This is a genomic window from Trinickia sp. (assembly GCF_051953405.1).
Taxonomy (GTDB): Bacteria; Pseudomonadota; Gammaproteobacteria; order Burkholderiales; family Burkholderiaceae; genus Trinickia.
Genome location: NZ_JBQCIV010000045.1, coordinates 1 through 25,123, shown reverse-complemented (window position 1 = coordinate 25,123; position 25,123 = coordinate 1). Strand labels below are relative to the sequence as shown.

At 62.8% G+C, this 25,123-nt stretch carries 21 protein-coding genes; 5 read left to right on the top strand and 16 right to left on the bottom strand.

Features of this window, described 5'->3' with window-relative positions:
* Positions 1-31 precede the first annotated feature (31 nt).
* The gene (locus tag ACTHN9_RS07240) at positions 32-1,135 is read right to left on the bottom strand and encodes an AGE family epimerase/isomerase (RefSeq protein ID WP_440536080.1); all 1,104 of its coding nucleotides are present in this window, start codon (positions 1,133-1,135) and stop codon (positions 32-34) included.
* Positions 1,136-1,472: 337 nt separating this feature from the next.
* On the opposite strand from ACTHN9_RS07240, the gene ACTHN9_RS07235 reads away from it, so the two are divergent.
* Positions 1,473-2,411: a hypothetical protein gene (locus ACTHN9_RS07235; protein ID WP_440536079.1), complete on the top strand. Its 939-nt coding sequence runs from the start codon at positions 1,473-1,475 to the stop codon at positions 2,409-2,411.
* Between the two features lie 72 nt (positions 2,412-2,483).
* Here the strand turns inward: ACTHN9_RS07235 and ACTHN9_RS07230 are convergent, their stop codons facing one another.
* The gene (locus ACTHN9_RS07230; RefSeq protein ID WP_440536078.1) at positions 2,484-4,811 is read right to left on the bottom strand and encodes a heavy metal translocating P-type ATPase; all 2,328 of its coding nucleotides are present in this window, start codon (positions 4,809-4,811) and stop codon (positions 2,484-2,486) included.
* Positions 4,812-5,202: 391 nt separating this feature from the next.
* Between ACTHN9_RS07230 and ACTHN9_RS07225 the strand changes: the two genes are divergently transcribed.
* Positions 5,203-6,699 (top strand): DUF1254 domain-containing protein, encoded by a 1,497-nt coding sequence (locus ACTHN9_RS07225; RefSeq protein ID WP_440536077.1) that lies wholly within the window; start codon positions 5,203-5,205, stop codon positions 6,697-6,699.
* A 61-nt stretch (positions 6,700-6,760) separates the two neighbouring features.
* On the top strand, positions 6,761-10,648 hold the full coding sequence (locus tag ACTHN9_RS07220; RefSeq protein WP_440536076.1) for a DUF748 domain-containing protein: 3,888 nt from the start codon (positions 6,761-6,763) through the stop codon (positions 10,646-10,648).
* Between the two features lie 182 nt (positions 10,649-10,830).
* Here the strand turns inward: ACTHN9_RS07220 and ACTHN9_RS07215 are convergent, their stop codons facing one another.
* The 5 genes from ACTHN9_RS07215 to ACTHN9_RS07195 form a co-directional block, all read right to left on the bottom strand.
* Positions 10,831-11,181: a hypothetical protein gene (locus tag ACTHN9_RS07215; protein ID WP_440536075.1), complete on the bottom strand. Its 351-nt coding sequence runs from the start codon at positions 11,179-11,181 to the stop codon at positions 10,831-10,833.
* A gap of 488 nt (positions 11,182-11,669) precedes the next feature.
* Entirely contained in the window at positions 11,670-11,858 is a 189-nt protein-coding gene (locus ACTHN9_RS07210; RefSeq protein ID WP_440536074.1) for an ADP-ribosylglycohydrolase family protein, read from the bottom strand.
* Between the two features lie 220 nt (positions 11,859-12,078).
* Positions 12,079-13,176: a branched-chain amino acid ABC transporter substrate-binding protein gene (locus ACTHN9_RS07205; RefSeq protein ID WP_440536073.1), complete on the bottom strand. Its 1,098-nt coding sequence runs from the start codon at positions 13,174-13,176 to the stop codon at positions 12,079-12,081.
* Between the two features lie 382 nt (positions 13,177-13,558).
* Positions 13,559-14,278, bottom strand: coding sequence for an HD domain-containing protein (locus ACTHN9_RS07200; protein ID WP_440536072.1), 720 nt, complete (start codon positions 14,276-14,278; stop codon positions 13,559-13,561).
* A 344-nt stretch (positions 14,279-14,622) separates the two neighbouring features.
* Entirely contained in the window at positions 14,623-15,399 is a 777-nt protein-coding gene (locus ACTHN9_RS07195; RefSeq protein WP_440536071.1) for an SDR family NAD(P)-dependent oxidoreductase, read from the bottom strand.
* A gap of 58 nt (positions 15,400-15,457) precedes the next feature.
* On the opposite strand from ACTHN9_RS07195, the gene ACTHN9_RS07190 reads away from it, so the two are divergent.
* Positions 15,458-16,432: an AraC family transcriptional regulator gene (locus ACTHN9_RS07190; RefSeq protein ID WP_440536070.1), complete on the top strand. Its 975-nt coding sequence runs from the start codon at positions 15,458-15,460 to the stop codon at positions 16,430-16,432.
* Positions 16,433-16,533: 101 nt separating this feature from the next.
* On the opposite strand, the gene ACTHN9_RS07185 is transcribed toward ACTHN9_RS07190, so the two are convergent.
* From ACTHN9_RS07185 to ACTHN9_RS07145, 9 genes are all read right to left on the bottom strand, one after another.
* A complete protein-coding gene (locus ACTHN9_RS07185) occupies positions 16,534-17,457 on the bottom strand; it encodes an ADP-ribosylglycohydrolase family protein (protein ID WP_440536069.1) in 924 nt (307 codons plus the stop codon).
* A gap of 203 nt (positions 17,458-17,660) precedes the next feature.
* On the bottom strand, positions 17,661-17,951 hold the full coding sequence (locus ACTHN9_RS07180; RefSeq protein WP_440536068.1) for a hypothetical protein: 291 nt from the start codon (positions 17,949-17,951) through the stop codon (positions 17,661-17,663).
* A 236-nt stretch (positions 17,952-18,187) separates the two neighbouring features.
* Entirely contained in the window at positions 18,188-18,847 is a 660-nt protein-coding gene (locus tag ACTHN9_RS07175) for a carboxymuconolactone decarboxylase family protein (protein WP_440536067.1), read from the bottom strand.
* 111 nt (positions 18,848-18,958) lie between these two features.
* On the bottom strand, positions 18,959-19,336 hold the full coding sequence (locus ACTHN9_RS07170) for a putative quinol monooxygenase (protein WP_440536066.1): 378 nt from the start codon (positions 19,334-19,336) through the stop codon (positions 18,959-18,961).
* 121 nt (positions 19,337-19,457) lie between these two features.
* Positions 19,458-20,438 (bottom strand): amidohydrolase family protein, encoded by a 981-nt coding sequence (locus tag ACTHN9_RS07165; RefSeq protein WP_440536065.1) that lies wholly within the window; start codon positions 20,436-20,438, stop codon positions 19,458-19,460.
* A 1-nt stretch (position 20,439) separates the two neighbouring features.
* Positions 20,440-21,129 (bottom strand): type 1 glutamine amidotransferase domain-containing protein, encoded by a 690-nt coding sequence (locus ACTHN9_RS07160; RefSeq protein WP_440536064.1) that lies wholly within the window; start codon positions 21,127-21,129, stop codon positions 20,440-20,442.
* On the bottom strand, positions 21,126-22,190 hold the full coding sequence (locus ACTHN9_RS07155; protein WP_440536063.1) for an NAD(P)-dependent alcohol dehydrogenase: 1,065 nt from the start codon (positions 22,188-22,190) through the stop codon (positions 21,126-21,128). Before ACTHN9_RS07155 ends, ACTHN9_RS07160 begins: the two co-directional genes overlap by 4 nt.
* A gap of 19 nt (positions 22,191-22,209) precedes the next feature.
* Entirely contained in the window at positions 22,210-22,509 is a 300-nt protein-coding gene (locus ACTHN9_RS07150; protein ID WP_440536091.1) for a superoxide dismutase, read from the bottom strand.
* Between the two features lie 33 nt (positions 22,510-22,542).
* The gene (locus ACTHN9_RS07145; RefSeq protein ID WP_440536062.1) at positions 22,543-23,112 is read right to left on the bottom strand and encodes a flavodoxin family protein; all 570 of its coding nucleotides are present in this window, start codon (positions 23,110-23,112) and stop codon (positions 22,543-22,545) included.
* Positions 23,113-23,314: 202 nt separating this feature from the next.
* Between ACTHN9_RS07145 and ACTHN9_RS07140 the strand changes: the two genes are divergently transcribed.
* Positions 23,315-24,325: a LysR family transcriptional regulator gene (locus ACTHN9_RS07140; protein WP_440536061.1), complete on the top strand. Its 1,011-nt coding sequence runs from the start codon at positions 23,315-23,317 to the stop codon at positions 24,323-24,325.
* Positions 24,326-25,123 lie beyond the last annotated feature (798 nt).

Genomic DNA, 25,123 nt, shown 5'->3' with positions numbered 1-25,123 from the left:
TCGGCCGGCGGTGTGCCGCCGCGTCGATCGCTCAGGTAGGCAGGGCCGCGTAGGCGGTCGCTAGGTGATACGGCGTCGTCGACGGCATGTCCGCCCGCGCGACCTTACCCGCCGGCGTCAAGCATTCGTACCAGCCTCGCGCATGTAGAAAACGCGCTTGGAAGCGCGGAATCTGCAACGCCAACGTCTCCCAATCCTGCGCACGGCCCCGCGTCGCCAGCGCACGCAAATATTCCGTTTGCGCCCAAATCCGCTGGGTGGCGTCTTTGACGGCGCCCGCTTCGTCGAGCGCAGCGCACACACCGCCCGTCGCGGGATCGATCCCGTGCCGTTGCGCGAAATCGAAGGCGCGCGTTAGGTGTTCGTCGAGCCCCGATGCCGCGACAACCGGTCCCGCCCGCTTCACAAGATAGAACCACTCGAATTGATGTCCCGGTTCAAGCCGGTTGTCGTCGCTGCCGATCGGCAGCTCCGCAATCGCGCCCGTCGGCGTATGGACGAAGTGCTGCGCCACCGCATTGGCCAATTGCGCGAGTGCCGACTCGTAGGCCGGCTCGCCCGTCGTTTCGAAGGCGGCGAGATAGGCTTCGGTCAAGTGCATCAGCGGGTTTTGCAATGGGCCGAGGCGCGGTGCCGAGAAGTCGGCGGTTAGCGCCGCATGCAGCAGCGCGCCGGGCGCCGCAAAACGCGCCTGCACGAGCGCGGTCGTTTCGTCGATGACGCGCAAGGCGTCGCGATCGCCCGTGGCCGCTGCGTAGTGGGCGCACGCGAAGATGACGAACGCGTGGGTATACAGGTCCTTCGTCGTGTCGAGCGGCGCGCCTTGCGCGTCGATGCTGTAAATCCATCCGCCATGCCGGGCGTCGTGGAAATGCCGCCGCATCGCGTGAAAGAGTTGCTCGGCATGTGCGGCGTCGCCCGCCAGCGAAAACACGAACAATTGTCGCGCGCAGGCCATCGCTCGGTAGCGCAGGACGGGCAGCGGCGCGTGATCGTCCGCCCCGACGGCCTCGTACGGTAATTGCGACGCGCTATTGAACCCCGGGCCGTGCCAGATCGGCAGGACGGTTTGCGCGTAGTGGGCGCGGAGGGCTGCGGCCTCGGCCGCGATCGTACGGTCGATCGAGTTGGACATGGTGCGCTTTGGCTAGACGACGAAACGGCGCGTGCCTCGATGGCGCTGCGCGAAGCGCAAAGGATAAAGCAAAGCCGCCGCGAGAGGCATCTCGGCGAAGGCAGTGCAAGCGCTAGGGCACCTGTTGGGCGGCCGCAGCGCGGACCGATCATGAGACAATGCCGGGTTTGCAGCACGCTTCGATTCACCACGATACCAACGAGCCGCGCATCGTCGCAGCGGCTCCCACTACGCTATGGCAGATCCAGCAGTATCTTCTCCCCGTTCCCGAGGCGCTTTGCGCGCCAAGCGCCGCGCCAGAGCCGCTTCGTCGGACGACGTTCGCCGGCCCGCTCGAGTGGCGGTCGAGCCCGAATCTCCAATGGTGCAGGACATCGACGCCACCGCTCACTTCGTGGCCATCGATCCGCGCCAAGGCACGCTGCTCGGCTTCGAGCGGCCGGCCGACGCCGCTGAGGCGTTGATCGCCAGCGAAGGTACGGTAGGGGGGATCGAACCAGCATCCGCACCTGCGGCGGCCTCGATCGGCCGTGCCCGCAGCAAGCCGGCAGTGACCGAGCAGCCGAATGCGGGCGCTGAATTAGATCTGACCGGGATGCCGGCCGTTGCCGAAGCCGAAACGGCGACGGGCCTCGAACTCGCCAGCCCGGTTGCCGTGGAAGAGGCGGTGGCTGCCGAGAAGGCTGCTGTCGAGAAGGCTGCTGCTGAGAAGGCTGCTGCCGAGAAGGCTGTCGCCGAGAAGGCTGCTGCCGAGAAGACTGCTGCAGAGAAGGCTGCTGCAGAGAAGGTTGTCGCCGAGAAGGTTGTCGCCGAGAAGGCTGCTGCGGAGAAGACTGCCGCTGAGAAGGTTGCCGCCCCGCCGCCGGACCTGGCCCAAACCGTCGCATCGCTGCAAGAAGCACTCTTGCAAGAACGATCGGCGGCGCAAGAACGCTGGCGGCGTACGCGCCATTGGCTGGCTCTTGGGCTGGCCGGCCTGGTGCTGCTGTTTGCCGTATCGGTCGCTCAAACCGTAGCGTTAATCGGCTTCGCCCATCGCGCGCAAGCCGCGCAGCAGCAAACCCAATCGACCTTGAACGACCAGCAGGCCGCATTGACCGGGTTGGCGAGCAGCACGTCGGCTTTGGCTGCGCGCATGGCCTCGTCGGCCCTGACGGGGTCCGTCCTCGACACGCCGTTCGAAGCGCACCTTTCCCCGCGGCCGGCCAAACGCGTGAAGCTCGTGCACGCGCGGCACCCGAAGGACAAAGAGAAAGCCAAGCTCGCCACGCGTTGATGTTCCCTGGGCGCTTGTCTGGCGCTCGTCGGTTGCCGCGCCCGCGATGGGGCGCGGCGCCCCAGTCCCTCGTTACTGTCTATCGACGCCTTTCCACCGCTTGAGCAGCAGCGCGTTCGTGACGACGCTGACGCTCGAAAACGCCATTGCCGCACCGGCAAGCATCGGGTTGAGCAGCCCGAACGCAGCCAGCGGAATGCCGATCAAGTTGTAGACGAACGCCCAAAACAAGTTCTGTTGGATCTTCCGATACGTACGACGGGAGATATCGATCGCGTCGGCCACGAGCGCCGGATCGCCGCGCATCAGCGTGACGCCCGCCGCATGCATCGCCACGTCCGTGCCCGTCGCAAGAGCAATGCCGATATCGGCCGCGGCAAGCGCGGGCGCATCGTTGATGCCGTCGCCGGCCATGGCGACGACCTGTCCCGTGCGCGCTTTGAGCTGGGCGACGATATCCGCCTTGTCGGCCGGCAACACCTGCGCATAAACCTCCTCTATGCCGAGCGCATGCGCAACGCTGGCCGCCGCGCCGGGGTTGTCGCCAGTCACCAGCACGCTTTTCACGCCGCGCGCGGCTAGCTGCTCGATGGCCGCGCGCGCCGTCGGCTTGACGCTGTCGCCGAAGGCGATCAGCGCGAGCGTTTCGGCTGCGGCAGGCTCGGGGCCCGAGCGCACGAGCCAGGAGACGGTATTGCCTTGCGCTTCCAGTTGCGCGGCGCGCGCCTGCGCTTGCGGCGGCGGTTCGGCGCCTAATTCGGCGAGCCAGCGGCCATTGCCGACGAACACGGTGCGTCCGTCGATCTGAGCTTGCATGCCACGCCCGGCCACCGCTTGCGCGTGCGTGGCGGCGGGCAGATTCGCATACCGCTGCGCTTGGTCGGCCGATTGGGCACTGAGCGCCGTACCCCCCGACGCCCGCGCTTCGTATTCGGCCAACAGTGCGCGCGCGAGTGGGTGATCGCTGTTGCGCTCCACCGCGGCCGCGAGTGCGAGTCCCGCGTCGCGTTCGATGTCGAACGTCTCGAAGGCCACGAGTTGGGGTTTGCCGGTCGTCAGCGTGCCGGTTTTATCGAAGGCGACGACGGAAACGCGCTGCGCGAGTTCGAGCGCTTCGGCGTCTTTGATCAATACGCCGCGACGCGCGGCAACACCCGTGCCCGCCATGATCGCGGCCGGCGTCGCGAGCCCGAGCGCGCAAGGGCAGGCGATGACGAGCACCGACACCGCATCGAGAATCGCGGTCTGCACCGGTGCGCCGGCAAAGAGCCACAGCCCGAACGTGGCGGCCGCGATGACGAGGATGGCTGGCACAAAGACGGCGCTGACGCGATCGACGAGCCGCTGGATCGGCGCTTTGTCCGCTTGCGCGCTTTCGACGAGCCGAATGATGCGAGCGAGCGTCGTCTCGGCGCCGGTGGCGGTCGTCGTCACGTCGAGCGTGCCCTCGCCGTTGACCGAGCCGGCAGTGACGCGCTCGCCGGGCCCCTTCGCCACGGGCAGGCTTTCCCCGGTAATGAGCGATTCGTCCACATGGGTTCGCCCCGCGCTGACGAGGCCGTCGACCGGCATCCGTTCGCCCGGCCTGACGATGACGATCATCCCCACGCGCACATCCGCAAGCGGCACGTCGCGTTCGTTGCCGGAGGCGTCCTTGACGCGCGCACGCTCGGGCCGCAGCGCAGCCAATGCGCGAATGGCATCGGTCGTTTCGCGCTTGGCACGGGCCTCCAGCCATTTACCGAGGCGCACGAGCGTGATGACGACGGCGGCAGCCTCGAAATACAAGTGCATGGTGTCGCCGGGGCGAACGATCGTTTGCCAGACGCTGAGGCCGTAGGCCGCCGAGGTCCCGAGCGCGACGAGCAGATCCATATTGCCCGCGCGCGCGCGAACGGCGCGATAGGCGCTGACGTAAAAGCGCGCGCCGAAGACGAACTGGACGATCGTGGCCAGGACGAGCTGCGGCCATGCGGGCAGCGCCGATTCGACGCCGAACGGCGCCGTGACCATCGGCAGTAACAGCGGGGCGCTGAGCACGGCCGATAGCGCAACTGCGGCGAGTTCGCGCCGGGCTTGCCGCGCGCGGCTGTCGTCGGCCTTCTCCGCCGCGGCCGCGTTGCTGCCGGACGCTGCTTGCTCGCTGCGCACCGGCCGCGCTTGATACCCCGCGCCGACGACGGCGTCGACGAGCTGTTGCACGTCGCCGGCTGCCAGCGCAGCGGCGGCGTGCACCGTGGCGCGTTCGGTGGCGAGGTTGACGGAGGCGCCGGTGACGCCAGGCACGCGCGCGAGCGCCTTCTCGACGCGCGCGGCGCACGACGCGCAGGTCATGCCTTCGATATCGAGTTCGGCTGTCGATCCGTCGACGCCGGTGGGAGGGGAGGCTAAGTCGGTCATGGTGGCTGAGACTCGCATACGGGCGGCAAGTCGCCGCAATGAAGACACGATGATCCTTCCCATGATGGGAAGGTCAAGGGGTCACGCCGAGTCGGTTGCGTATGCGCCGATGGGGATTCGCAAGGATCGTTCGATAGACTGTGGGATTGGCGCAACGCAGGCCGAGCGATGGGCCAGATGGCATCCGATCGACGTTTTATGCTCCCATTCGGGCCGCTTCTTGCTTCGTTGACGAGGATACGATAAAACGCTTTCGCGATTCGTCGCAGAATCGACGTCGCGCGAGATCCCGGCCGGATCGGGCGCACACAACGCTGAAGGTGGAGACCAGGGCGACTCATCGACGTGAGCCGCCTCAGGCCGCCGAATGCCTAGTTAACAGAACATACACATGACAACAAAAATTCGAAAACCAATGCTGCCCGTGGGGGCTCGTTCTTGGATGGCGTGCGTCGCCGCCCTCGTCTTCGCGGGATGCGCCGCACCGCAAAAAGCGTCGCCGCCGGCGAACGCGAGCGGATGGACGCAGGACGAAGTCGTCGATTCCTACGTGTTCGGCTATCCGCTCGTCGTGATGTCGACGGCGCGTGCCGAGGCACTGGCCGCCGCCGGTACCGATTCCGGCGCGGCAGTCAACACGCTTCGCCTCATGCCGACGACGCAAGCCGCGGGCGATCAAGTGCCGCCGCTGGCCGACGTAGACACCTTGTCCGCCAACGCATGGCTCGATTTGTCGCAAGAACCCGTGATCGTCTCGGTGCCGAACACGCGCGGGCGCTTCCTCGACGCGCGCGTCCTAGATATGTGGACGAACGTCGTCTGGTCGACGGGATCGAACGCGAACGCCCACACGGGCGCCCCGAAACCGCAGACGATTGCGCTCGTCCCGCCGGGTTGGGACGGCGAATTGCCGTCCGGCGTGGAGCGTGTCGAGGCGCCGAGCAAGAATCTGTGGCTTGGCGTGCGTATTGCGGCGTTGGATGAGCGCGAGATGTCGCTGGCCCACCGCCTGCTCGGCGAGGTACGGGTCGCGCCGCTTTCCGCTTATGTGGCGGACGAGCACGACCGACATGCCGCTCGCGGGAAGCACGGCAAGCGTGAGCATGTGGCCGCGCGCGGTCATGGCGACGATCCGCAAGAAACCGTTGCGCAGGCGCCGACCGATTTGGCGGCGAATGCGGCGGCGGTCACCCGGCTCGACGCGAATGGTTTTTTTGGAAAGCTGACGGACGCAATGCGCGACAATCCTCCGTCGGCCGACGATAGCCATGCGCTGAAGGAGCTCGCCGACATCGGGGTGAAGCCGGGCGAGCCGGTGCATTTCCCGGACGGGTCGGCGAACGCCATCGCATCGGGCGTGGCGGATGGCGTCAAGCGGGTGCAGGCGCCGCCCGTCAATGCCGTCTCCGGCAACGGCTGGAGCTGGACCGGCGACGGGGCCGGCAAGTATCGCGACGACTACGCACTGCGCGCCTTTGCGACGTTCGCGCATGCCGGCGCCGCGACCGCGCAGGACGAGGTGTTCCCCACCGTGCTGGTCGACCGCGACGGCAAGCCGTTGGACGGCAGCAACGACTACGTGATGCATTTCACGCGCAAGTCGCTGCCGCCCGCGCGCGCCTATTGGACGATTACCGCGTATTCCACGGACGGTGCCTTGGTTCCGGGGCACGTGCCGCATCGTACGATCGACTCGCACGACCGCATGAGGCGTAACCGCGACGGCTCGTTCGATATTTATGTCTCGCGGAAATCGCCGGGTCGGGCGAAAGTATCGAATTGGTTGCCTGCTCCGCAGGGGCCATTCCAGCTCGTCATGCGGCTGTATGCACCGCTGCCGGCGGCAACGGACGGCAGTTGGGCGCCGCCGCCGCTGCAGCGGCGTTAAGCTGAACCCATTGGAGTAACGGAGTAACTGCGGATGGAGCGAGCGTGACGGGAGTGGTGCGATGACGAGCGAACCGACGGGCGGCGGGCCGAGCCGACTGAGCCGCCTGAGGGAGAAGATGCGCTCGCGCGGCGCTCGCCGCACGGCGATCGGCGTGGCGATTGCCGTAGCGTTGTACGGGTTGATTGGGTTTTTCGCGGCGCCGCCGCTGATTCGGCACGTTGCCGAGCAGCAGCTGGGCAAAGCGCTCGATCGGCCCGCGACGATTGCCCGGGTCGCGCTCAATCCCTACACGTTGCGCCTCGAAGTGGATGGCGTGCACGTCGGCGAGCGCGGCGCGGCCGGGGAGTTCGCCTCGATCGAGCGGCTCGTCGTCCGCGTATCGTGGATGACCTTGCTGCGCTTCGCGCCGATCGTTACCGAGCTGCGCGTCGATTCTCCGAGCGTCAACGTCGTGCGCTACGACACGCAGCGCTTCAATTTCAGCGACATCGCCGAAAAGTTCTCGAAACCGTCGCAGCCGCAAGCGGGCCCGACGCTGTTCTCGGTGTCGAATATCGCAGTCGAAAACGGCCGCGTCGCATTCGACGACCGCTTGCTGGGTGCGCACCACGTCGTCGATCGGCTTTCGCTCGGCGTGCCGTTCATCGCGACTTTGCCGTCGCAAACCGACATCTTTGTCGATCCGCGTTTTTCCGCACATGTCGACGGTAGCCCGATCGCGATCGTCGGCAAGACCAAGCCGTTTGCCCAATCGCGCGAATCGGACGTGGCGCTGACGTTCAGCGACCTCGACATCCCGCGCCTGCTTTCCTATGTGCCGACGAAGTTGCCGCTCACGGTTCAAAGCGGCAAGCTGGCCGGCGATCTCAAACTTCGCTTCGTCATGTCGGCGGATAAGCCGGCGCTGACCGTAACAGGGACGGCCGACCTCACCGATGCGCAGGTCGTCGACGCTCGCCAGGCGCCGTTCTTCTCGGCACAGGCGCTGCATGTTGCCGCGGCGGGGCTGCAACCGCTGGCGGGCGTCTATCGGTTCGACGAGATTCGGCTCGATCAGCCTTCGCTGCATCTGACGCGCGAACGTTCGGGCGCCTTGAGCATCGAGCGGGCCTTTGCTACGCAGGCTTCGCCCGCTGCCGGTGCCGCGAGCGCGGCAGTGTCGGCTTCGGCTTCGGCTTCGACTGCCACGGCGCCCGCTTCGGCAGCCTCGAGCGCTTCCGCGGCGTCCGCCGCCGTTGCCGGCGCCGCATCGTCGCCCGCCGGCGCCAGCTCGGCTAGCCCGGCCGGCTCGGCCAATCCGGCTCCGCTGGATGTATCGATCAAACATTTCGCTTTGAACGACGGCAGTATTGCCGTGGAAGACCGCGTGCCCGATCGACCGGTCTCGCTCGATTTGACGAACCTGACGGCGACGCTCGACAACTTCTCGACCCTTGGCACCGCCAAGGCGCGCTATGCGATTCGGACCGCGCTGAAGCAAGGCGGCAATCTCGCGGCGACGGGCGCGCTCGGGTTGTCGGCGAAGCAAGCCGACGCCAAATTGTCGATCGACAGCCTTGCCTTGCCGCTCGTGCAGCCTTACTTGGATGGCGTGACGGGCGCGCGCCTCACCGCGGGCACACTCGGGGCATCGCTCCCGCTCGATGCGGACTGGTCGCGTCCCACCACGCAATTGCGCGTGGGGGCCGGCGAGTTGACGCTCAAGTCTTTGGCGATCATGGACCCCGGTGCGGCGAAAGGCGCCACGCCGGCCGTGGCGCTCGCGCAAGGCCGCGTTGCCATCAAGCGCGTCGATCTGGCGGCCCGTTCGGCCGAGATCGAGCGCATCGAAGCGACCGGCCTGACGGTGGCCGGCACGCGCGAGAAGGATGGCCGCATCAGTCTGGCCGAACTTGCCCGGCCGCCGAGATCGGCACCGGCATCGCCCCGTGTCGCCGTAGCGCACGAGCACGAGCGCGCAACGGCGCGCCGCACCGGCGAGCCTTCCAAGCGGGTGGAATCTGCATCGGCTAAAACGTCGGAGGCAGGGCGGCCGGGTTGGCGCTATCGCATCGACGAACTCGTCCTAAAGGACGGAGCGGCCGACATCACGGACGAAGCCGCGCCGCGTCCCGCGAAGCTGCATCTCGCCCCGCTTCAACTCGATGTGCGTAACGTCACCGAGGATATGAGCCGTCCGCTCGCGATCAAGTTGGAGGCGTCGCTGAACGGCAAGGGGTCGTTGAATGTGAACGGCGACGTCGTGCCCGATCCGCTCGACGCCTCGCTATCGGTGGAGGCGAATCGGCTGGACCTGTCCTCGATCGAGCCGTATTTCGGCGACAAGCTCAACGCGAAGATCGCCAGCGCCGAACTCAATGCGCGCGGGCAGGTGAAGGCCGTCATCGCCAAGAACGGCGCGCCGTCCTATGCGTACCGTGGCTTTGCGGCGCTCGTCGACGTCCGTTTGCTCGATCGCGTCAATTCCGCGCCGCTCGCAGGCTGGGGCACATTGGGCATCGGCGGCATCAATGCGCGCTACGACGCGCACGGGATCAACGTCGACATCGCGCGGATCACGTTCGCGCGCTTCTTCGGACAGATACTGCTCGATGCGCAAGGCAAGCTCAATTTGAACGACGTGCTGACTCGGCAACGCGAGGCGGCCGGAAAGCAAAAACCGTCGACGGATACGGCGAAGGTCGAATCGGCGTCGGCGCCGGTCGCAGCGAGTGCGCCCAATGCGCCCTCCACGCCGCTGCACGCGCGCATTGGGCAGGTCTTGCTGCAACAGGGGCATGTGAACTACACCGACGACTTCGTCAAACCGAATTACAAGGCGGACCTCGAAGAGATCACGGGCACGATCGGCGCGTTCGGCACGGACGTGACGACGCCGGCGCCGGTCGACATCAGCGCAAGCTTGGCGAACAACGGACCCATCGCGATCCGCGGCACGGCCAATCCGCTTGCCGCCAAGCCGTCGCTCGACTTGACGGCGAGCGCGCACGATGTCGAGCTGAAGAACTTGACGCCTTACTCGTTGAAGTACGCGGGCTATCCGATTACCAAGGGGAGCTTGAACGTCGATCTGCATTACAAGCTCGACAACGATCTGCTCACCGCGCAAAACCATTTGGTGATCGATCAACTGACGTTCGGCGATCACGTCGACAACACCACCGAAACGCATCTGCCGGTTCGGCTGGCGATTGCGCTCTTGAAAGATTCGCACGGCAAGATCGACGTCAGCATTCCGGTGTCGGGGTCGCTGTCGAATCCGCAGTTCAGCTTGGGTAGTTTGATTTGGAGCGCCGTGACGCACTTGATCGAACGGGCCGTCACGGCGCCGTTCTCGTTGCTGGCGAATGCGATTGGCGGTGGCGGAAGCGGTGCGGCGAGCGCGGAGCATCTGCAGTACATCGCGTTTGCGCCGGGTTCGGCGGAACTCACCGACTCATCGCGATCGAAACTCGATACGCTGGCCAAGCTGCTGACCGAGAAGCCGGCCGTGAAGCTCGATTTGAGCGGACGCGCCGATGCCAACGTCGATACGTCGGGACTGAAAACGGCTTACGTCGATAACCTTGTGAAGCAGGCGAAGGCGAAATCGATGGCGAGCGGGGGGCAAACGATCGATCCGTCCACCGTCACGCTTAGCGCGGACGAATACCATCGTTATCTGACGCAGGTGTATAAGGACGCGGATTTCAAGAAGCCGCGGAACTTCGTCGGCTTGACGAAAACGCTGCCCGACGAAGACATGAAGCGAGCGCTCGCTTTCCATGCACCCGTTGACGACGCGAGCTTGCGCACGTTGGCGGATCAGCGTGCGCAGGCGGTTCGCGACTATCTGAGCCAGAAGGTCGATGCGAGCAGGCTCACCATCTCGCCGCCGCATTTTGGGACGGAGGGGATGAAGGACAACGGGCCGTCTACGCGCGTCGATCTTGCGCCGGCGAGTTGAGTTGAAGTTCTTGAGTTTGCGATGGGGGAGTGGTTTTCAGTGAAAGCTGTATAGCCGATATCGGTCGGCCGAGCTTTTCATCGAAGGCGCCCCTCGGAGAATTCGGCTGCTACGGAAGCCTCATATTCAAAAAGACTTGAGACGGCACACATTGCGTGTGCCGTCTCAACCGAGTTTTAGATTTACTGGCCGTTAGTCCCGGTCGCCCATACGGGTACCTTCGGTTCGTAAATGACAACGTTTCCATCATTTTGGGCAATCAACGTCGAATTTGGCTTTCCGTTGGTGTCTGATGCCCAAATCGCACCCGGGTAGCCGTATATGACGAAGTTTCCGTCCTGTTGCATTATTGCCTTCGATACGGCCTTGCCATTGGTGTTGGATGCCCATAGCGCCTTGTGGTCGCTCAGGCGGTACAGCACCAAATTTCCATCGTCCTGCAAAATAAACTGGTGCTTACCGTCAGGCGATAACAGATAATCTTCTTTGAGTAAAAACTGGTTCGTTAGCAGAGCTGAGCCTTTGTATCCCATGATAAACCCCATTAAAAAAGCGTAGCATGCCCACTGTGAGAATTCACAGAAAAGAAAATACGGAGATGGGAAAACTATTTTCGTGCCGCAGTCGGATATTGTTATATTTTCGCCTGCAATGGAATGATAGGACAAATTCCCGACGCGGTCGGAAAATGAGGGATATCGTTTACCCTGATAATTGTCGGTGGCAACGTGATCGCACTCAATATTTACTTCTGCGTGTTTCCGGGCTCTAACGAAGTATTAGAGCATGTATCGTGTACATTTAGCCCTAGCCGCACTGCGTGCCACGACCGAGCACAACAATCGTCTCGGGTATGTTCCTCATGCAAAGTGCATAAAGCGACCCTGAATCCTCCTTCCGTTTTCCCGAAAACAGCCGTTCAATAGTCTGGGATCTTTTGGATCAAAATACGATCTTCACGGCTGCCGTTTCTTATGCATGCGGCATAGATCAACCGGGCAGGGGCTATTTGTTAGGAATGTCAAAGCGTGGCCAGCAAACCCTCGGCAATTTCTCGTTGCCGCAAGGTTGCAAGCCAGCGCTTCGGCAGCGCGCCCTCACCATACCAAGTTCCTGCCAATCCACCGGCGATGGCCGCCGTGGTGTCTGTGTCGTTGCCGAGCATGATCGCGCGCCTGACGCAGTCTTCATAATTGCGTGTCGACAACACTGCTTGGCCGCGCCACTGCGCGAGAACTCGCCAACGCGCTTGACTTGCCGGCGCGGCGTACCTACGTGCATCGCCCAGCCAAAACGCGGCCTCGACCAACGCGACCCAAGCCGCACAAGTTCATGGCGATGAAAGCATGCTGACGTCACGATCGCTTGAGTTGGGTGGATTGGGTTCGGGCACGACGCGGCTTCTGCCGATGATGGCGGCGGCGACCACGCTATTTTGCGCCCACCTGGATTGTTTTCACTGGCGTCCACTTACCGCCATCGAGCTTGAACAGTGTCGTTTTGGGCGCCTTCAAATCGCCGAACTGATTGAATTCGACCGCGCCGAGTAAGCCCTCGAAGGAAAGCTTGGAGATTGCGGGGCCAAATTGCTTAGGGTCGGTCGAGTTGGCCGCCTTCATTGCATTCACGATGACCCAGACACTGTTGTAGGCAAACGGCGCATAGCCGATTGGGTCGGTGCCGTACTTAGCATGAAAGCGCTTGAGAAAGGCTGCGCCTTGCGGGTATTGAGCCAGCGTCACGCCTTGCTCGAACGCGTACATGCCCTCACCGGCATTACCGGCACGGGTGATGAAACCCTTGTTGGCAAAGGTCCCACCCGCCATTAGCGCCCCGTGGAAATCGAGCTGACGAGCTTGCTTGACGATCAATGCGCCTTCGCTGCCGAGACACGCGAGAAAGACCAGGTCCGCATGTTCCCCGACGATGTTGGTTACGATAGCCTTGAAGTCCGTCGCTTGATCGTTGGTAAATTCGCGGCTAACGATCTGCCCGCCGTTCGCTTTGACCGCAGCGGTGAATTCATCGGCAATGCCCGATCCATAAGCGGTTCGATCGTCGACGATCGCGATGCGCTTGGCTTTGAGAGTCTGTACCGCGTACTGCGCTGCTGCTTGAGCCACTGTGTTGTCTGTCCCATAAGGGCGATACAACAGCTTGAAACCTTGTTTAGTAATGGCCGGATTGGAGGACGCAGGAACAACAAACGGCGTTCCAGCTTGGTTATACACGCTGGAAGCGACCAGGGTATTACCTGAGTTGAAGTGTCCAATTACAGCGACGACGTTTGAATCTACCAGCCGTTGCGCAACTTGCACTGCTGTCTTCGGGTCGCCAGCGTCGTCTTGAGAGTCGAGTGCCAGTTGCAGAGGCTTTCCGTCAACCGTAATTTTGGCGGTATTGACGTCGTCGATGGCGAGACGCACGCCCATCTCCAGATCTTTACCATAATTCGCCGATGCACCGGTCAAGGGCGCGGCAAAGCCGATTTTAATCGGATTGCTTTGCGCCCATGCGATATGCGTCACTGACGCAAAGCCGAATATTGCCAAATGACTAAATGCAATTCGCAGAGTAGATCCCAGCCTCATAAATTCTAACCCCTATTGTGTTACTTTTAAAAGTACGAAATATTCAACCTAGAGTAAGGGTGCCAATAATCAACAGCAATCAAGTAATTGTTTGCATCGGCGTTAAGGAATACTTAACGAGATCTTGGGTGAAAAAGCGTTTCGTGATGCAGGCGCGGCGCGTCGCCCCTTCGTGTTGTGGAGCGCGCTGGTTCTCGCGGTCGGGGTGCTCGCTACGATCGCATGGCGCTTGATGCGCCAGCCGGCGCCGCGATAACGGGACGCGGCAACGGTGGCGTTGCCGCCGTTGCAGCCGCTTGAAGGAGCGTTGCCCCGTCGGTTAGCGGGAGGTGGATTGTGCCGCGACGCGTTCCCATTTGTCGATGAGCCGCCGCAGGTTGTCGCGAGCTGCGGCTTCGCACTGTGCGAAAGCCGGAGAATAGAAGATTCTTTCCCTCGCGAGGAAGTGGCGCAATGCCCGGGCGCGTTCTGTGGCGAATAGCGGTTCGGGCACGGCGGCGAATTCCTTGCGGATATCTTCGTCGTAGCGGTCGCATATGTCGACGGGGGCCGCGAGGATCGACAGATCGATGTCGAGAAAGTGCTGCGCATCGTCGAGCGCCTGCGGGTGCGCCAGCAGGACGGACGTACGGATGTCGTGTCCTTTGGTGCACAGGATCAGTTCGGCGGCTAAGTCCAGCGCAGCAATGTCGTGTTCGCTATCGACGGGTTCGCGCAGTGCGGCCAAGTGCGGCGCGTGCTCGCGCCAGAGCGCCACGAGCATAGTTGCGCTGCGGGTTTCGTTCGTCGGGTAGCGGGCCATGTCCACGTCGTAGTGGAAATCGTGCATCCAAACGGCCCATCGTACGGCGCGCGGGAAACGCAAAGACGATTCGATGCGGTCGTACTCGGCGAACATTGCGCTAAGGTGACCGAGGCCGTGATAGTGACGATGCGGCTCGCTATAGGCCGTTTCGATTGCCTGCCAAATGGATTCGGGGAAGTCGGCGAATGCGCGTTCGCGCAAGCAACTGGGGCTTCCTGTCGTTGCGATACGCATCCGAATTTTTTCTCCCATTGGTGAGCCGATGACCTGGCGCCCATGTTGCGTATACCGACATGCCTTTTGCCGGGATGTCACGCCGATACACCAAGGACTCCAGTTCATCACGAACACCGGAATCTGAGCCGTAGGTTTCAATCAACCGGAGCAAATTTCGCCGTAGTTCTTTGGCCGTCATTTTCGAAATGGCAGGTCGGCCAGCTCGTACGCACAGTGTCACGTACATGGACGGCGATTGTCGACGATCTACGTCCCCCTGGCAAACGTCTCTTGCTGGCCGACCTCTGCCTGACCAGGTCGCCGAACGGTCGTCCACAGCCCCAAGAGGCTTGTCTCGCGCTTCAGATGTGAATACCGCCTGCGACCTCGATGCGCTGTGCATTGACCCATCCGAATTCGTCCGAAAGTAGCCCGGCGATGACGGGACCCACGTCTTGAGGAAGGCCGGCACGACCGAGCGCCGTGTGGTCGGCGACCGCCTTGTTGACCTGCGGATTATCGCGGACGATACCGCCGCTGAAATCAGTGGCGATCGCACCGGGTGCGACGACATTGACTGCGATGCGGCGAGGTCCTAACTCGAGTGCCATATAACGCGTGAGTGCTTCGACGGCGGCCTTCATGGGGCCATAGACCGCCCTGTTAGGGAAGGCAAATCGGGCAAGCCCGGACGAGATGTTCACAATCCGTCCACCGTCGCGGATGAGCGGAAGCAGCTTCTGCGACAGCAGAAAGACTCCCTTGAAATGCACGGCGAACTGAGCATCGAGTTCGTCTTCCGTACCCTCGGTGAAGCTGGCGGTGGACGAGGTGCCGGCGTTGTTGACCAGAAAGTCAAAACGATCGACGCCCATCGTGCCGAGTGCTTCGCGCACACGCGCGACAAAGCCGTCGAACGAACTGGCTACGCCAGTGTCGAGTTGAAGCGCGATGGCGGGCGCACCCGCCTCGGTCGTCAGGGCGACAACCGAATCCGCGTCTGCTCGGTTCGACTTGTACGTGAAGATCGTGCGCACGCCTCGCGCCGCAAGCCGAGACACGGTATCGCGACCAATACCGCGACTTCCGCCGGTGACAATCGCTACCTTGTTGGCAACGTCCTGGGTGGTTCGTGACATGTTTGCCTCTCACATATGGGTGTGAACCGATTGTATGGATGTGAGGGCGACGTGTTGAATGCCGAAACTCGCCTGGTTTTTGCCTAATTGTGCTCCTGCGGAGTATGCTCGGACGAGGTCATTTGAAGGTGCCAAACCTATGTCGGATCCGTTGGCCAAAGCGATTCTGCGTTACACACTAGATCAGTCGGGCCCGAGTCCATACGCGACGGCAATCGACGGCGTCTACATTCTGCGTTCCGACCATCCCAAGCCACCGTCCTACAGGCTAGCGAGCCCGGCCATGTGTATCGTCGCTCAAGGCGCAAAGTGGGCGACATTCGGTGGAAGTCGACTTGAATACAGGGCGGGTCAAGCCCTTGTCGTGGGCGTGGAGGCGCCTTCGCTCGGGCGCGTCTTCGAAGCGCGGCCCGACAAGCCATGCCTCGTACTGATTGTCGAACTCGATCTGGCCATGATGCGCAGTGTCGTCGAACAGATGGCGAGTCCGCCCAAAGCCGTTGTGGAGCACTGTCGCGGTGTGCTCGTGACCGATTTTGATGGACCGCTAGCGGACTGCGCCCTGCGACTCGTTCGTCTGCTCGACACGCCAAACGCGATCCCGACGATCGCGCCTCTGGTGATCCGCGAGATGTGCTACTGGCTTCTCGCCGGGCCTCATGGCGGTGAAATGGCGCGATTCGCCCTCGCAGACAGCCCATCCCAGCGTGTCATGCAAGCAATCCGATCCCTGCGGCAACGCTATGCCGACCCGGTCCTCGTCGACGAACTCGCTTCGGTCGCGCAGCTCAGTCGCTCGGCCTTTCACCGCCAGTTCAAGGCACTGACTTCGCTGACACCTGTTCAGTATCAGAAGCAGCTTCGTCTTCTTGAGGCTCGCCGGTTGATGTTGTCGCAGTCGATGGGAGTCGAAGCGGCCGCATTTGCAGTGGGCTACGAAAGCGCATCGCAATTCAGTCGCGAATATGCGCGCATGTTTGGTGCGCCACCCACGCGGGATACGAAGCAGATGAGGGCGATGCTTGGGGCGTGATGAACGCGTGATGCGTATGTCGACGGCTTGGGTTCATCACTGCGAAGTCGATACTTCGATGGATTTCAGGCGCGGGAGCATGCGACTTTCCGTCAGCCGCGTCAGAACAGAGCATTCGCGCCCGGGGTCCGATAGAAATGTCGAAGCTTGGCCAACAAACCCTCGGCAATTTCTCGTCGCCGCAACGTAGCAAGCCAGCGCATCGGCAGCGCGCCCTCACCATATAAAGTTCCTGCCAATCCGCCGGCGATGGCCGCCGTGGTGTCTGTGTCGTTGCCGAGCATGATCGCGCGCCTGACGCAGTCTTCATAATTGCGTGTCGACAACAAACAGTGAATGGCCGACCAAAAACTGTCGACTACATAACCGGATCCCCGTGGTGCGTCGAAGCGACCGTCCAACGCGATTTTCAATTCGACTTCTTCCGCCGCGCCAGCGTAGCGCTCGAGCAATTCGTTTTCTGCCGCGCGTACGGCATCGGCAGCAGTCATGTTTTCGAGGATGCCCATTGCCGTTAAGCAATAGAGTGCACAACACAACTGGGAACGGGTATGCCCATGGGTTATCAAGCTCTGCTTGCGAGCGAGGTGAATCGCTTCCTCGTGTGACGTCGCTACCATGACGACAGGCAGACAGCGCATGAGCGAGCCATTGCCGTTATCGTGGTCGTCGCTAGGCCCCGCGACGGCAGGGGCAACGCCCGACGCTAAGCGGTGAAAAGCGCGCTGCGTTTGCAGGCCGACGTCGAAGACGTTCCCATCTGGCGTAAATGTCCCGCGGTGAAACCAGTCCAGCAGGTTGTCCGCAAACGCCACGAGGTCCAGATTTCTGTCGCGCAATAGCGCATCAAGGAGCGCGAGCGCTTGCGCGCCGTCGTCGCTCCATGTGCCGGGCGGTACGCCTTCATGCGCGCGCTCGAAATTCGGCGGTGGCGTCATCTCAATCGTGGCTAACGTGGAGATCGACGCCGCGCTATGGAATTCGTATGGAACGCCCAAGGCGTCCCCAATCAACAGCCCGAACAAGCCGCCGCGCAGGCGCTCTTGCTGGGACAGCGTCGTCGGTGGCATAGGCAGGCACTCGTGCGGTAATTGTTGGGCAACAATGAAATCGGATCGTTCTCAATGGAGCGAGGCTAGTTCCACGGTCTGTTGCTGATCGAGCGGCACTGCCGTCAATAACACGCTGCAGTCCGCCGTTCCGATTCTCAGCTTCTTCGGCCCAGGTTCTAGTATTGACTCGGCGGCGCGGCAATGGTGCGGCCGTACATGTCTTGGCCAGTCAACTTGTTCGCTTCTCTCAGCAGGTTTTCAAGCGCGTCGTAGTCAGGACCGTAGTCCATCTTCCGTGCCGCCAGGTCCATGCATGTCGACCTTAGCTGCGCGGTCAAAACGCACAACGCAGCAATGACTTCGTCATCACGCGGCGAATCTTCCAATGCCATCCGGCCGATCGAATATGCCTCGTCGTACGCGGCCGCGTTAACCTTCTCCCGTATGCGATCTGCGTTCACGCTCACGATAGTCTGCTTTTTGTCTGTGCGAATTCAGCGATTTTCGGCGATCTCGACGGCGATGTCGAATGACCGATCATGGCCGCCTTCCGACCTGTCGGGTCGACTTCTCGGCCTGCATTTTAGGCCTGCATTGGCGTGGCAAGGAGAAAGGCCAGCGCACAGAGCGTACGCATGCCCATCGAAACGCCTAGCGATCTCGTGGTCGGGTCTTCCTGTCGGTCGCCGAGGAGCGGGGCGCCTCAGTGATGCCCTTCCGGCGCCAAATGCGCTTGTAGCGCGGCTTGCGCTCGCTGGCTGGCATCGGCGCTCACCGTATCTGCGAGGACCTGCACCGCCTGCCGCAACTGCTGGGCGGACACGCCCGCGTTCATGCTCAGGCGCATGTGGGCCTGCAACTGGGGTTCCACGCCTGACATGGCTGCCAGCGCGGCGACCGTGGCGAGTTCGCGGTCTTCCCAGTCGAGGTTGTCGCGGGCAAAGATGTCGCCGAACAAATGCGTTTTCAGATACTGGTCAATGGCCGGGGCAAAGTCGAACAAGGCGCCTTTGACCGGCGCACCCGCGAGCTGGGTCTGGTTGGCCGTGCCGGCTGCCAGCAGTGCCGCACCTTCCGGCACGGGGCCGGGGTCACGGCCGGGGGCATCTTCGATGCCTTGATCGTTGCGGGTCTGGAGCACACGCATGAGTTCGGCGAGGGCGTTGAGGCTGCGCGGGAAGCCCGCGTACGCGTACATCTGCACCAGGATTTCCTTGCAGTCGCTGACGGTCAGGCCGGCATCCAGAGCTCGGATCAAGGCAGCATTCAGGCGTGGCATATCGCCAATGGCGGCGTGAGCGGCGATCGGAACGATGGCCTGCTGCCGAGGCAGCAGCGTGGTTTCGGGGGGCTCGGTGGTCATATGGATGCGGGAATCGCTGTGGAATGAAGGGGCGTCGCGGCAAGGGCGCGCATGATGTTCAGGCCAAGCGCCCGTGCCAATGTCAGAATGCGGCCGGCATGCGCCACGTCGTCACTCGCCCGATAAGTGCCAGTACGCCTTGGCGCCCAGCGCAACAGGATCGACGTCCAGAAACGTGCGAGAGGTCACCATGGTCTGTGTGGCTTCGAAGAACGTGCGGAAATGCGGTGTCTCGCGGTGGGCGGCATACGTCGCCTCGTCCTTGTACATCTCGAAGACGAGAAACCGGTTCGGGTGTGCCTTCAGCGCGACGGCGTACAAGGTATAGACGCCGGGCTCCACGCGCACGGAGGTGGACACGCTCTGCTCAAGCACCGTCTTGAACTCCGCCAAATGCTGCGGATCGACGTCGAGCTGCGCGATGCGCACGTACGGCGCACCGGCGTTTTGCGCATGGTCGGCCGCGGTCCACAGTCCTGGGCTTTGCATGGTGGGGTCTCCCGTGTGCGGGTGCGTTGTCTGGGCGGCGGTGATCTGCATCGCAGTGTAGCTCGGCACGATCAATGCGATGCGGTGCAATGCAATGCGTGAGGGGCCGATACCAGCGGCTTCATGGCTGGCCTCGCTGGGTGAGTCTGTCCCAGTTGGCATGCGCGAACTTCCGTTTGTCGACGTCGCCAAGCGGCAGCGTTTCGACAAATCGTCTGGCGTCCGCACCGGAGCGGTACTGGTATGGGAAATCGGTCGAGAACAGAATCCGGTCTGGCCCGACCAGTTCGATAGCCTGGTGCAGATACGCCGTGCTGAACATGCCGCTGGCGGTCAGGTAAAGGTGGTCCCGGACGTATTCGGCAAACGGGCGCTGCGCTGTCGATACCCGATCGAGCATGGTCAGGCGCTCCAGATAGAACATGACGAGTTCACCCCAATGGCCGAGGATCACCAGCAGACCCGGATGCCGGTCGAACACCCCGGCCACGACCATGCGCACGAACTGGATGCCGGCTTCGTAATGCCATCCTATGCCGAACGTCGACAGTGCGAGGTCCATCGGCGCGCCCAGGCCTGCGTAGTAAGCGTTACGCACGCCGGCTTGCGGAATCTGCGGATGGATCAACAATGGCACGCCGAGTTCCGCAGCGCACGCAAACGTCGGCTCGAACATCGCATGGTCGAGATTCTTCTCGCCGACGCGGCCATAGACGATGGCGCCCTTGCAACCAAGCTGTTCGACACAGCGCCGGAGTTCTTGCGCGGCACCTTCGCTATCGGCAAAGGGCAAGACGGCCAGCGCCTGAAAGCGCGACGGGTTGGCCGCAACCGTCTCGGCCAGCAAGTCATTCACGCGTCGAGCCAGGTCGATGCCGTGGTGCCCGAGGTTGTTCAGCCCTGGCGTGGTGAGCGAGAGCACCTGTACGTCCACGCCGGTTTCGTCCATCAGCGCCAACCGCTGCTCGGCCAGGTCGGCGAGCCGCTCGCCGAGCTGGCCGGCATTCAGGGCGAGCGTGCCATCGTCGCCGCCGGGAAGCGTGCTCCACGCCTGCCGGACAGCTTCCGGCAACACATGTTCTTCGATGGCGACGATCTTCATGTCAGGCCTTTGCCGTGAGTTGCTTGACCACCGCTTCGCCCACGCCGTGCGCCGAGGCCGGGTTTTGGCCGGTGATCAGGCGACCATCCACCACCACGTTGGCCGTCCAGTTGGGCGCAGGCTGATGTAGCGCGCCCCGCTGCTTGAGTGTCGTTGCCAGCAGGTAGGGCACGACGTTGGTGTATTTGACCTCGGCCTCTTCCTCATCGGTGAAGGCGGCGACCTTCTTGCCGGCAACCAGATGGCGGCCATCCGACAGCGTGGCATTGATCAATGCCGCCGGGCCATGACAGACGGCCGACACGATGCCACCGGCTTCATAGATGATACGAATTACGCGCTGAACGGCGAGGCTGTCGGCAAAGTCCCACATGGTGCCGTGGCCGCCAGCGAAGAACACCGCCGAGTAGCGCGATGGGTCTACCTCGCCGAGCACGAGTGAATGCGCGAGTGCTTCCCGGAAGGTGGCGTCATGCCAGAAGCGATCGTTGATCGGATCGCTGAGATCGAAAAAGTCGATGGGCGGGTGCCCGCCACGGATCGATGCGATCTCGGTCGGAATGCCGGCCTCGCGAAAAACAGCCAGCGGGTGCGTGAGTTCCACCATGGCAAAGCCGGTGGGCTCGCCGCTGTCGCCGCGGATCGGGTGGCTTGTGACAACGCACAGAACGGGCTTGACGGTTGCGCTCATGCAGCGACTCCTGAGTGTTTGAGCGAGGCCATGTCGATGACGAACCGATACTTCACGTCGCTCTTCAACAGGCGCTCATACGCTTCGTCGATCTGTTGGATGGCAATGACTTCGACGTCGGAGACGATGCCGTGCCGCCCGCAGAAGTCGAGCATCTGCTGGGTTTCCGGCACCCCGCCAATGAAGGAGCCGGAAATGGCGCGGCGTCCGCGCACAATGCCGCCAGCATTCACCGGTGTGCCGAACGGGCCCAGGTAGCCGACCACCACCAGTACCCCTTCGAGTGCCAGCGTCGGCATGTAGGGGTTGACGTCGTGATCGTAGGGCACCGTGTCGATGATTACGTCGAACCGGTTCGCCACGGCGGCCATCTGGGCCGGATCGTTCGACAGCACCACGTGATCGGCGCCAAGCCGGAGGGCGTCGTCCTCCTTGCCGGGCGAGCGCGTGAACAGCGACACATCGGCGCCAAGCGCCTTGGCCAGCTTCAACGCCATGTGCCCCAGCCCGCCTAAGCCAATCACCGCGACCTTGCTACCCGGGCCCACATTCCAGCGATGCAGCGGCGACCACGCGGTGATGCCGGCGCACAGCAGTGGCGCCGCGCCGGCGGGGTCCAGTCCATCGGGAACAGACAGCACGAATTTGTCGCGAACGACGATCGAATCCGAATAGCCGCCGTATGTCACCGAGCCGTCATGCCGGTCGATGCCGTTGTAGCTGAAGGTGGGGCCTTCGGCACAATCCTGCTCCCAGCCCTTCAGGCAAGGCTGGCAGTGCTGGCACGAATCGACCATGCAGCCGACGCCAACCATGTCGCCCGCCTTGAACCGGGTCACCTCGCTACCCACGTGCCGCACCTTGCCGATGATCTCGTGGCCCGGCACGATCGGATATGTCGTGAAGCCGCCGTGGTTGCGAGCCAGGTGCAGATCCGTGTGGCACACCCCGCAGAACAGGATGTCGATGACAACATCGTCCGCGCGGGGGGCTCGCCGCTCGAAGGCGAAGGGCGCGAGACCGCTGGTGGCCGATAATGCTGCGTAGCCTGAAACGTTCATTGCGGCTCCGAAGGAAAGGTCAGGGGTTGCCCGGTGCGAAGAGCAGTTGCCAGCCGGTGAAGGGTCCGAGCGGAATCACGTCCCAGCCGATGAGACCGGCCTTCGCGAGCGGAAATTCGTTCAGCGCGGCGCGTGCGGCTTCGACCGAGTCGGCCTCGGCAATCAGGGCGACGCCGGGGCGGTCCTGACGGAAGTAGAAGTCGCGCACGATGCCGCCGGTATAGAGCGTCCACGCATGGCGGGTTTCGTCATGCATGTGCGGCTGGTATTGCTCCAAGGTGGCGCCGGGTTGCGGAATGTCGAGGCAGAGGAATTTCATGGAATTGGTTTCGGTGGCAAACAAGGAGGGGTATCAAGCCGGCTGCAACCGGCGCAGTGTCTCGGCCACGCGCTGCCCAAGGTAGGCCGCGGTGTCGAGATCGCTCTGGATGGGGGTGTCGTCCGGGCCCTGGTCGCCATTGGATTGCGCCATCGCGCCGAGCCAACTGCCCAGGCGGTTGAGGTCATGTACCGTGCCGCGGCTGCTGTCATTGCCGGGCTTTAGGTCGAGTCCCACCCACAACATGCCGTGCTGCGCGGCAAATAGCGCCATGGAGATCAGCGAGTGCAGCTTGTCGCCGTTCTGCGCGCCTGAATTGGTGAAGCCGGCCGCGACCTTGTTGCGCCACTTCATATCGATCCAGGCGCGCTTAGTCGAGTCTTCGCAGAACTGTTTGAAGCGCGCGCTGGGGGCGCCGTTGTAGGTCGGGGCGCCAAAGACGATCGCGTCGCTGGCTTCGAGCGTGTCCCAGGGGACGGGGCTTTCTGCGACGGGGATCAACTGTGCCTGAGCACTAGCGATGCGGCGCACGCCGTCTGCCACGCTGTGGGCTTGCCGCGCGGTGTGGCCATAGCCGCTGTCATAGACGATAGAAATCTGCATCGGGATGTTGTTGAGGAAGCAGAGGAAACGAAGAAGGGGTAGAGACGATGCTACTGTGGAAGGGCACGCGCTAGTGGCGACGGTTTTTCTCACCTTTGTAGAACTGGGTGCTACCAAACGCGCGCTTTCAGCGGTTATGTTCGGTACGCGGGCGCCAAGGGCACGCATGTAGTGCATTCAATTCTTGTACGGGGATGGGGTCATGAAATCCGACATGCGCGGCCGGCTGGACGGCGTTGCCGTCTTCGTGGAAGCGGTGGAGGCCGGCGGCTTTGCGCGTGCTGCCGAACGGCTTGCGCTTTCGCGCTCGGCCGTGGGCAAAGCGATTGCGCGGCTGGAAACGCGCCTCGGCGTGCGGCTTTTTCACCGCACCACGCGCACCCAAAACCTGACCGAGGACGGGCAGATCTACTACGAGCGTTGCCTGCGCGCGATCGAGGAACTGCGCGCGGCGGAATCCCTGCTCGACTCCGGCAAGCAGGAAGTGGCCGGGCGCCTGCGCGTGACGATGCCGGTGCTGTTCGGCCGCTATTGCGTTGCGCCGATCCTACTGGAGTTCGCCCGCCAGCATCCCAAGCTCGAGCTTGAACTGAGCCTCAGCGATAGGCCCGTCGACATGATTGCCGAGGGTTTCGATCTAGGTATTCGCAATGGCGCGCTAGCCGAGGCCACCGGGCTGTGTGCCCGCCCGCTCGCCACCCAGCCGAAAGTGTTGTGCGCCGCACCCGCATACCTCCAGGCGCGCGGCGAGCCCGATACGATCGAAGCCTTGGCCACCCATGACGTGTTGATTCATTGGCGCACGGGCCATCCGTATCCGTGGTTGTTGCCCGATACCGACGGGTGCCTCACAGAAGTCCGGCTTGCGTCGCGCCTGCGGTTCGACGATCTCGACGTGACGGCCGACGCGGCGGTGGCCGGCATGGGCATCGCGTGGCTGCCGCATTGGTTGGTGTGCGACCGGATACGGGCGGGGGCGCTGACGGTGCTGTGGGGGGAACGGCCGGCTGCCTCCATGGACACTCACGCCATTTGGCCGGCAACGGACTACATGCCTTTGCGCGTGCGCATAGCCATCGACACGCTGGTAGAGAACCTGCCGCGTGCCATGGGCGTGCAGGCGCCCATCGTGCATCCCGGGTGGCAGGCGCAGCAACGTGTCACGGCGGGCCGGGCATCGTCGTCGGGCCGGGGCAAGCAGCGTGCACGTTGAGGTGGGCAGGGGGTTCAGTGCAGGCTCGTCCGAAACTGGCCGACGAGCGCTCGACATCACTTGGTCGGCCGTTACCGACGCGACCGAGACATTGTCGAATCCCGATTCCGGACACTTAAAACGAAAAGTCACGACTACTCGAACAGCCCTTCGCGAGCGGTCCGGTGTAGCACACATTTGACGCTCACAGTCACGGTCGAACCTCACTAAGACCGGAAGCGGAAATTTTGAATCTCTTTGTCTCCGGCACAGAGGGACAGCAGACCGCATCGTTAGGACCAGCGGACCGACCACTTATCTCAATGATCCCATCCGAAATCTTCACGCCAGCGTCTGAAAAACCGCCGTTTCCTCCGACCACGACAGGAGGCGTGACCCGATGACCTGAGAGCGCCACCATGTATCGAACCCAATTGTTCGAGCAGGTGCCGGGCTTCGCTCGCAGACTGAGCCCAGCGCACGCGCCTTCAACGGTGTAGATCGCTACTACGATGCCGCTTTCAGCCTTCACTGTCCGTGCATCACGGTATTCGGTAGCTCGCAGCTTGGCGACGTGCTGGTGAATAGCCTTTTCGATCTGGGCCGGCGTGGCAGTACGGATTCCGGCTAACGCATGAAGCGGAAGCACAAGCAGCAGAACAATAGCGACAAGAAGTTTGAATCGCCCCGGGAATCGTGGAGGCTGGTTGGTTTAAGTTGATGCCGGCATCGCAACTGCGTTGCTGAGTTGCCGGTAGTAGTTTGCCTCAGCTTCAGCGGGTGGGATATAGCCGAGCGGTTCCATGAGCCGATGGTGGT

What these genes read in the sequence shown, in the direction of transcription:
- ACTHN9_RS07220 (WP_440536076.1), top strand. Translation starts at nt 6,761, where the DNA reads ATGACGAGCGAACCGACGGGCGGCGGGCCGAGCCGACTGAGCCGCCTG.
- ACTHN9_RS07175 (WP_440536067.1), bottom strand. Translation starts at nt 18,847, where the DNA reads ATGACCACCGAGCCCCCCGAAACCACGCTGCTGCCTCGGCAGCAGGCC.
- ACTHN9_RS07190 (WP_440536070.1), top strand. Translation starts at nt 15,458, where the DNA reads ATGCCGAAACTCGCCTGGTTTTTGCCTAATTGTGCTCCTGCGGAGTAT.
- ACTHN9_RS07230 (WP_440536078.1), bottom strand. Translation starts at nt 4,811, where the DNA reads ATGACCGACTTAGCCTCCCCTCCCACCGGCGTCGACGGATCGACAGCC.
- ACTHN9_RS07165 (WP_440536065.1), bottom strand. Translation starts at nt 20,438, where the DNA reads ATGAAGATCGTCGCCATCGAAGAACATGTGTTGCCGGAAGCTGTCCGG.
- ACTHN9_RS07240 (WP_440536080.1), bottom strand. Translation starts at nt 1,135, where the DNA reads ATGTCCAACTCGATCGACCGTACGATCGCGGCCGAGGCCGCAGCCCTC.
- ACTHN9_RS07145 (WP_440536062.1), bottom strand. Translation starts at nt 23,112, where the DNA reads ATGCAGATTTCTATCGTCTATGACAGCGGCTATGGCCACACCGCGCGG.
- ACTHN9_RS07160 (WP_440536064.1), bottom strand. Translation starts at nt 21,129, where the DNA reads ATGAGCGCAACCGTCAAGCCCGTTCTGTGCGTTGTCACAAGCCACCCG.
- ACTHN9_RS07215 (WP_440536075.1), bottom strand. Translation starts at nt 11,181, where the DNA reads ATGGGATACAAAGGCTCAGCTCTGCTAACGAACCAGTTTTTACTCAAA.
- ACTHN9_RS07155 (WP_440536063.1), bottom strand. Translation starts at nt 22,190, where the DNA reads ATGAACGTTTCAGGCTACGCAGCATTATCGGCCACCAGCGGTCTCGCG.
- ACTHN9_RS07225 (WP_440536077.1), top strand. Translation starts at nt 5,203, where the DNA reads ATGACAACAAAAATTCGAAAACCAATGCTGCCCGTGGGGGCTCGTTCT.
- ACTHN9_RS07140 (WP_440536061.1), top strand. Translation starts at nt 23,315, where the DNA reads ATGAAATCCGACATGCGCGGCCGGCTGGACGGCGTTGCCGTCTTCGTG.
- ACTHN9_RS07200 (WP_440536072.1), bottom strand. Translation starts at nt 14,278, where the DNA reads ATGCGTATCGCAACGACAGGAAGCCCCAGTTGCTTGCGCGAACGCGCA.
- ACTHN9_RS07195 (WP_440536071.1), bottom strand. Translation starts at nt 15,399, where the DNA reads ATGTCACGAACCACCCAGGACGTTGCCAACAAGGTAGCGATTGTCACC.
- ACTHN9_RS07170 (WP_440536066.1), bottom strand. Translation starts at nt 19,336, where the DNA reads ATGCAAAGCCCAGGACTGTGGACCGCGGCCGACCATGCGCAAAACGCC.
- ACTHN9_RS07150 (WP_440536091.1), bottom strand. Translation starts at nt 22,509, where the DNA reads ATGAAATTCCTCTGCCTCGACATTCCGCAACCCGGCGCCACCTTGGAG.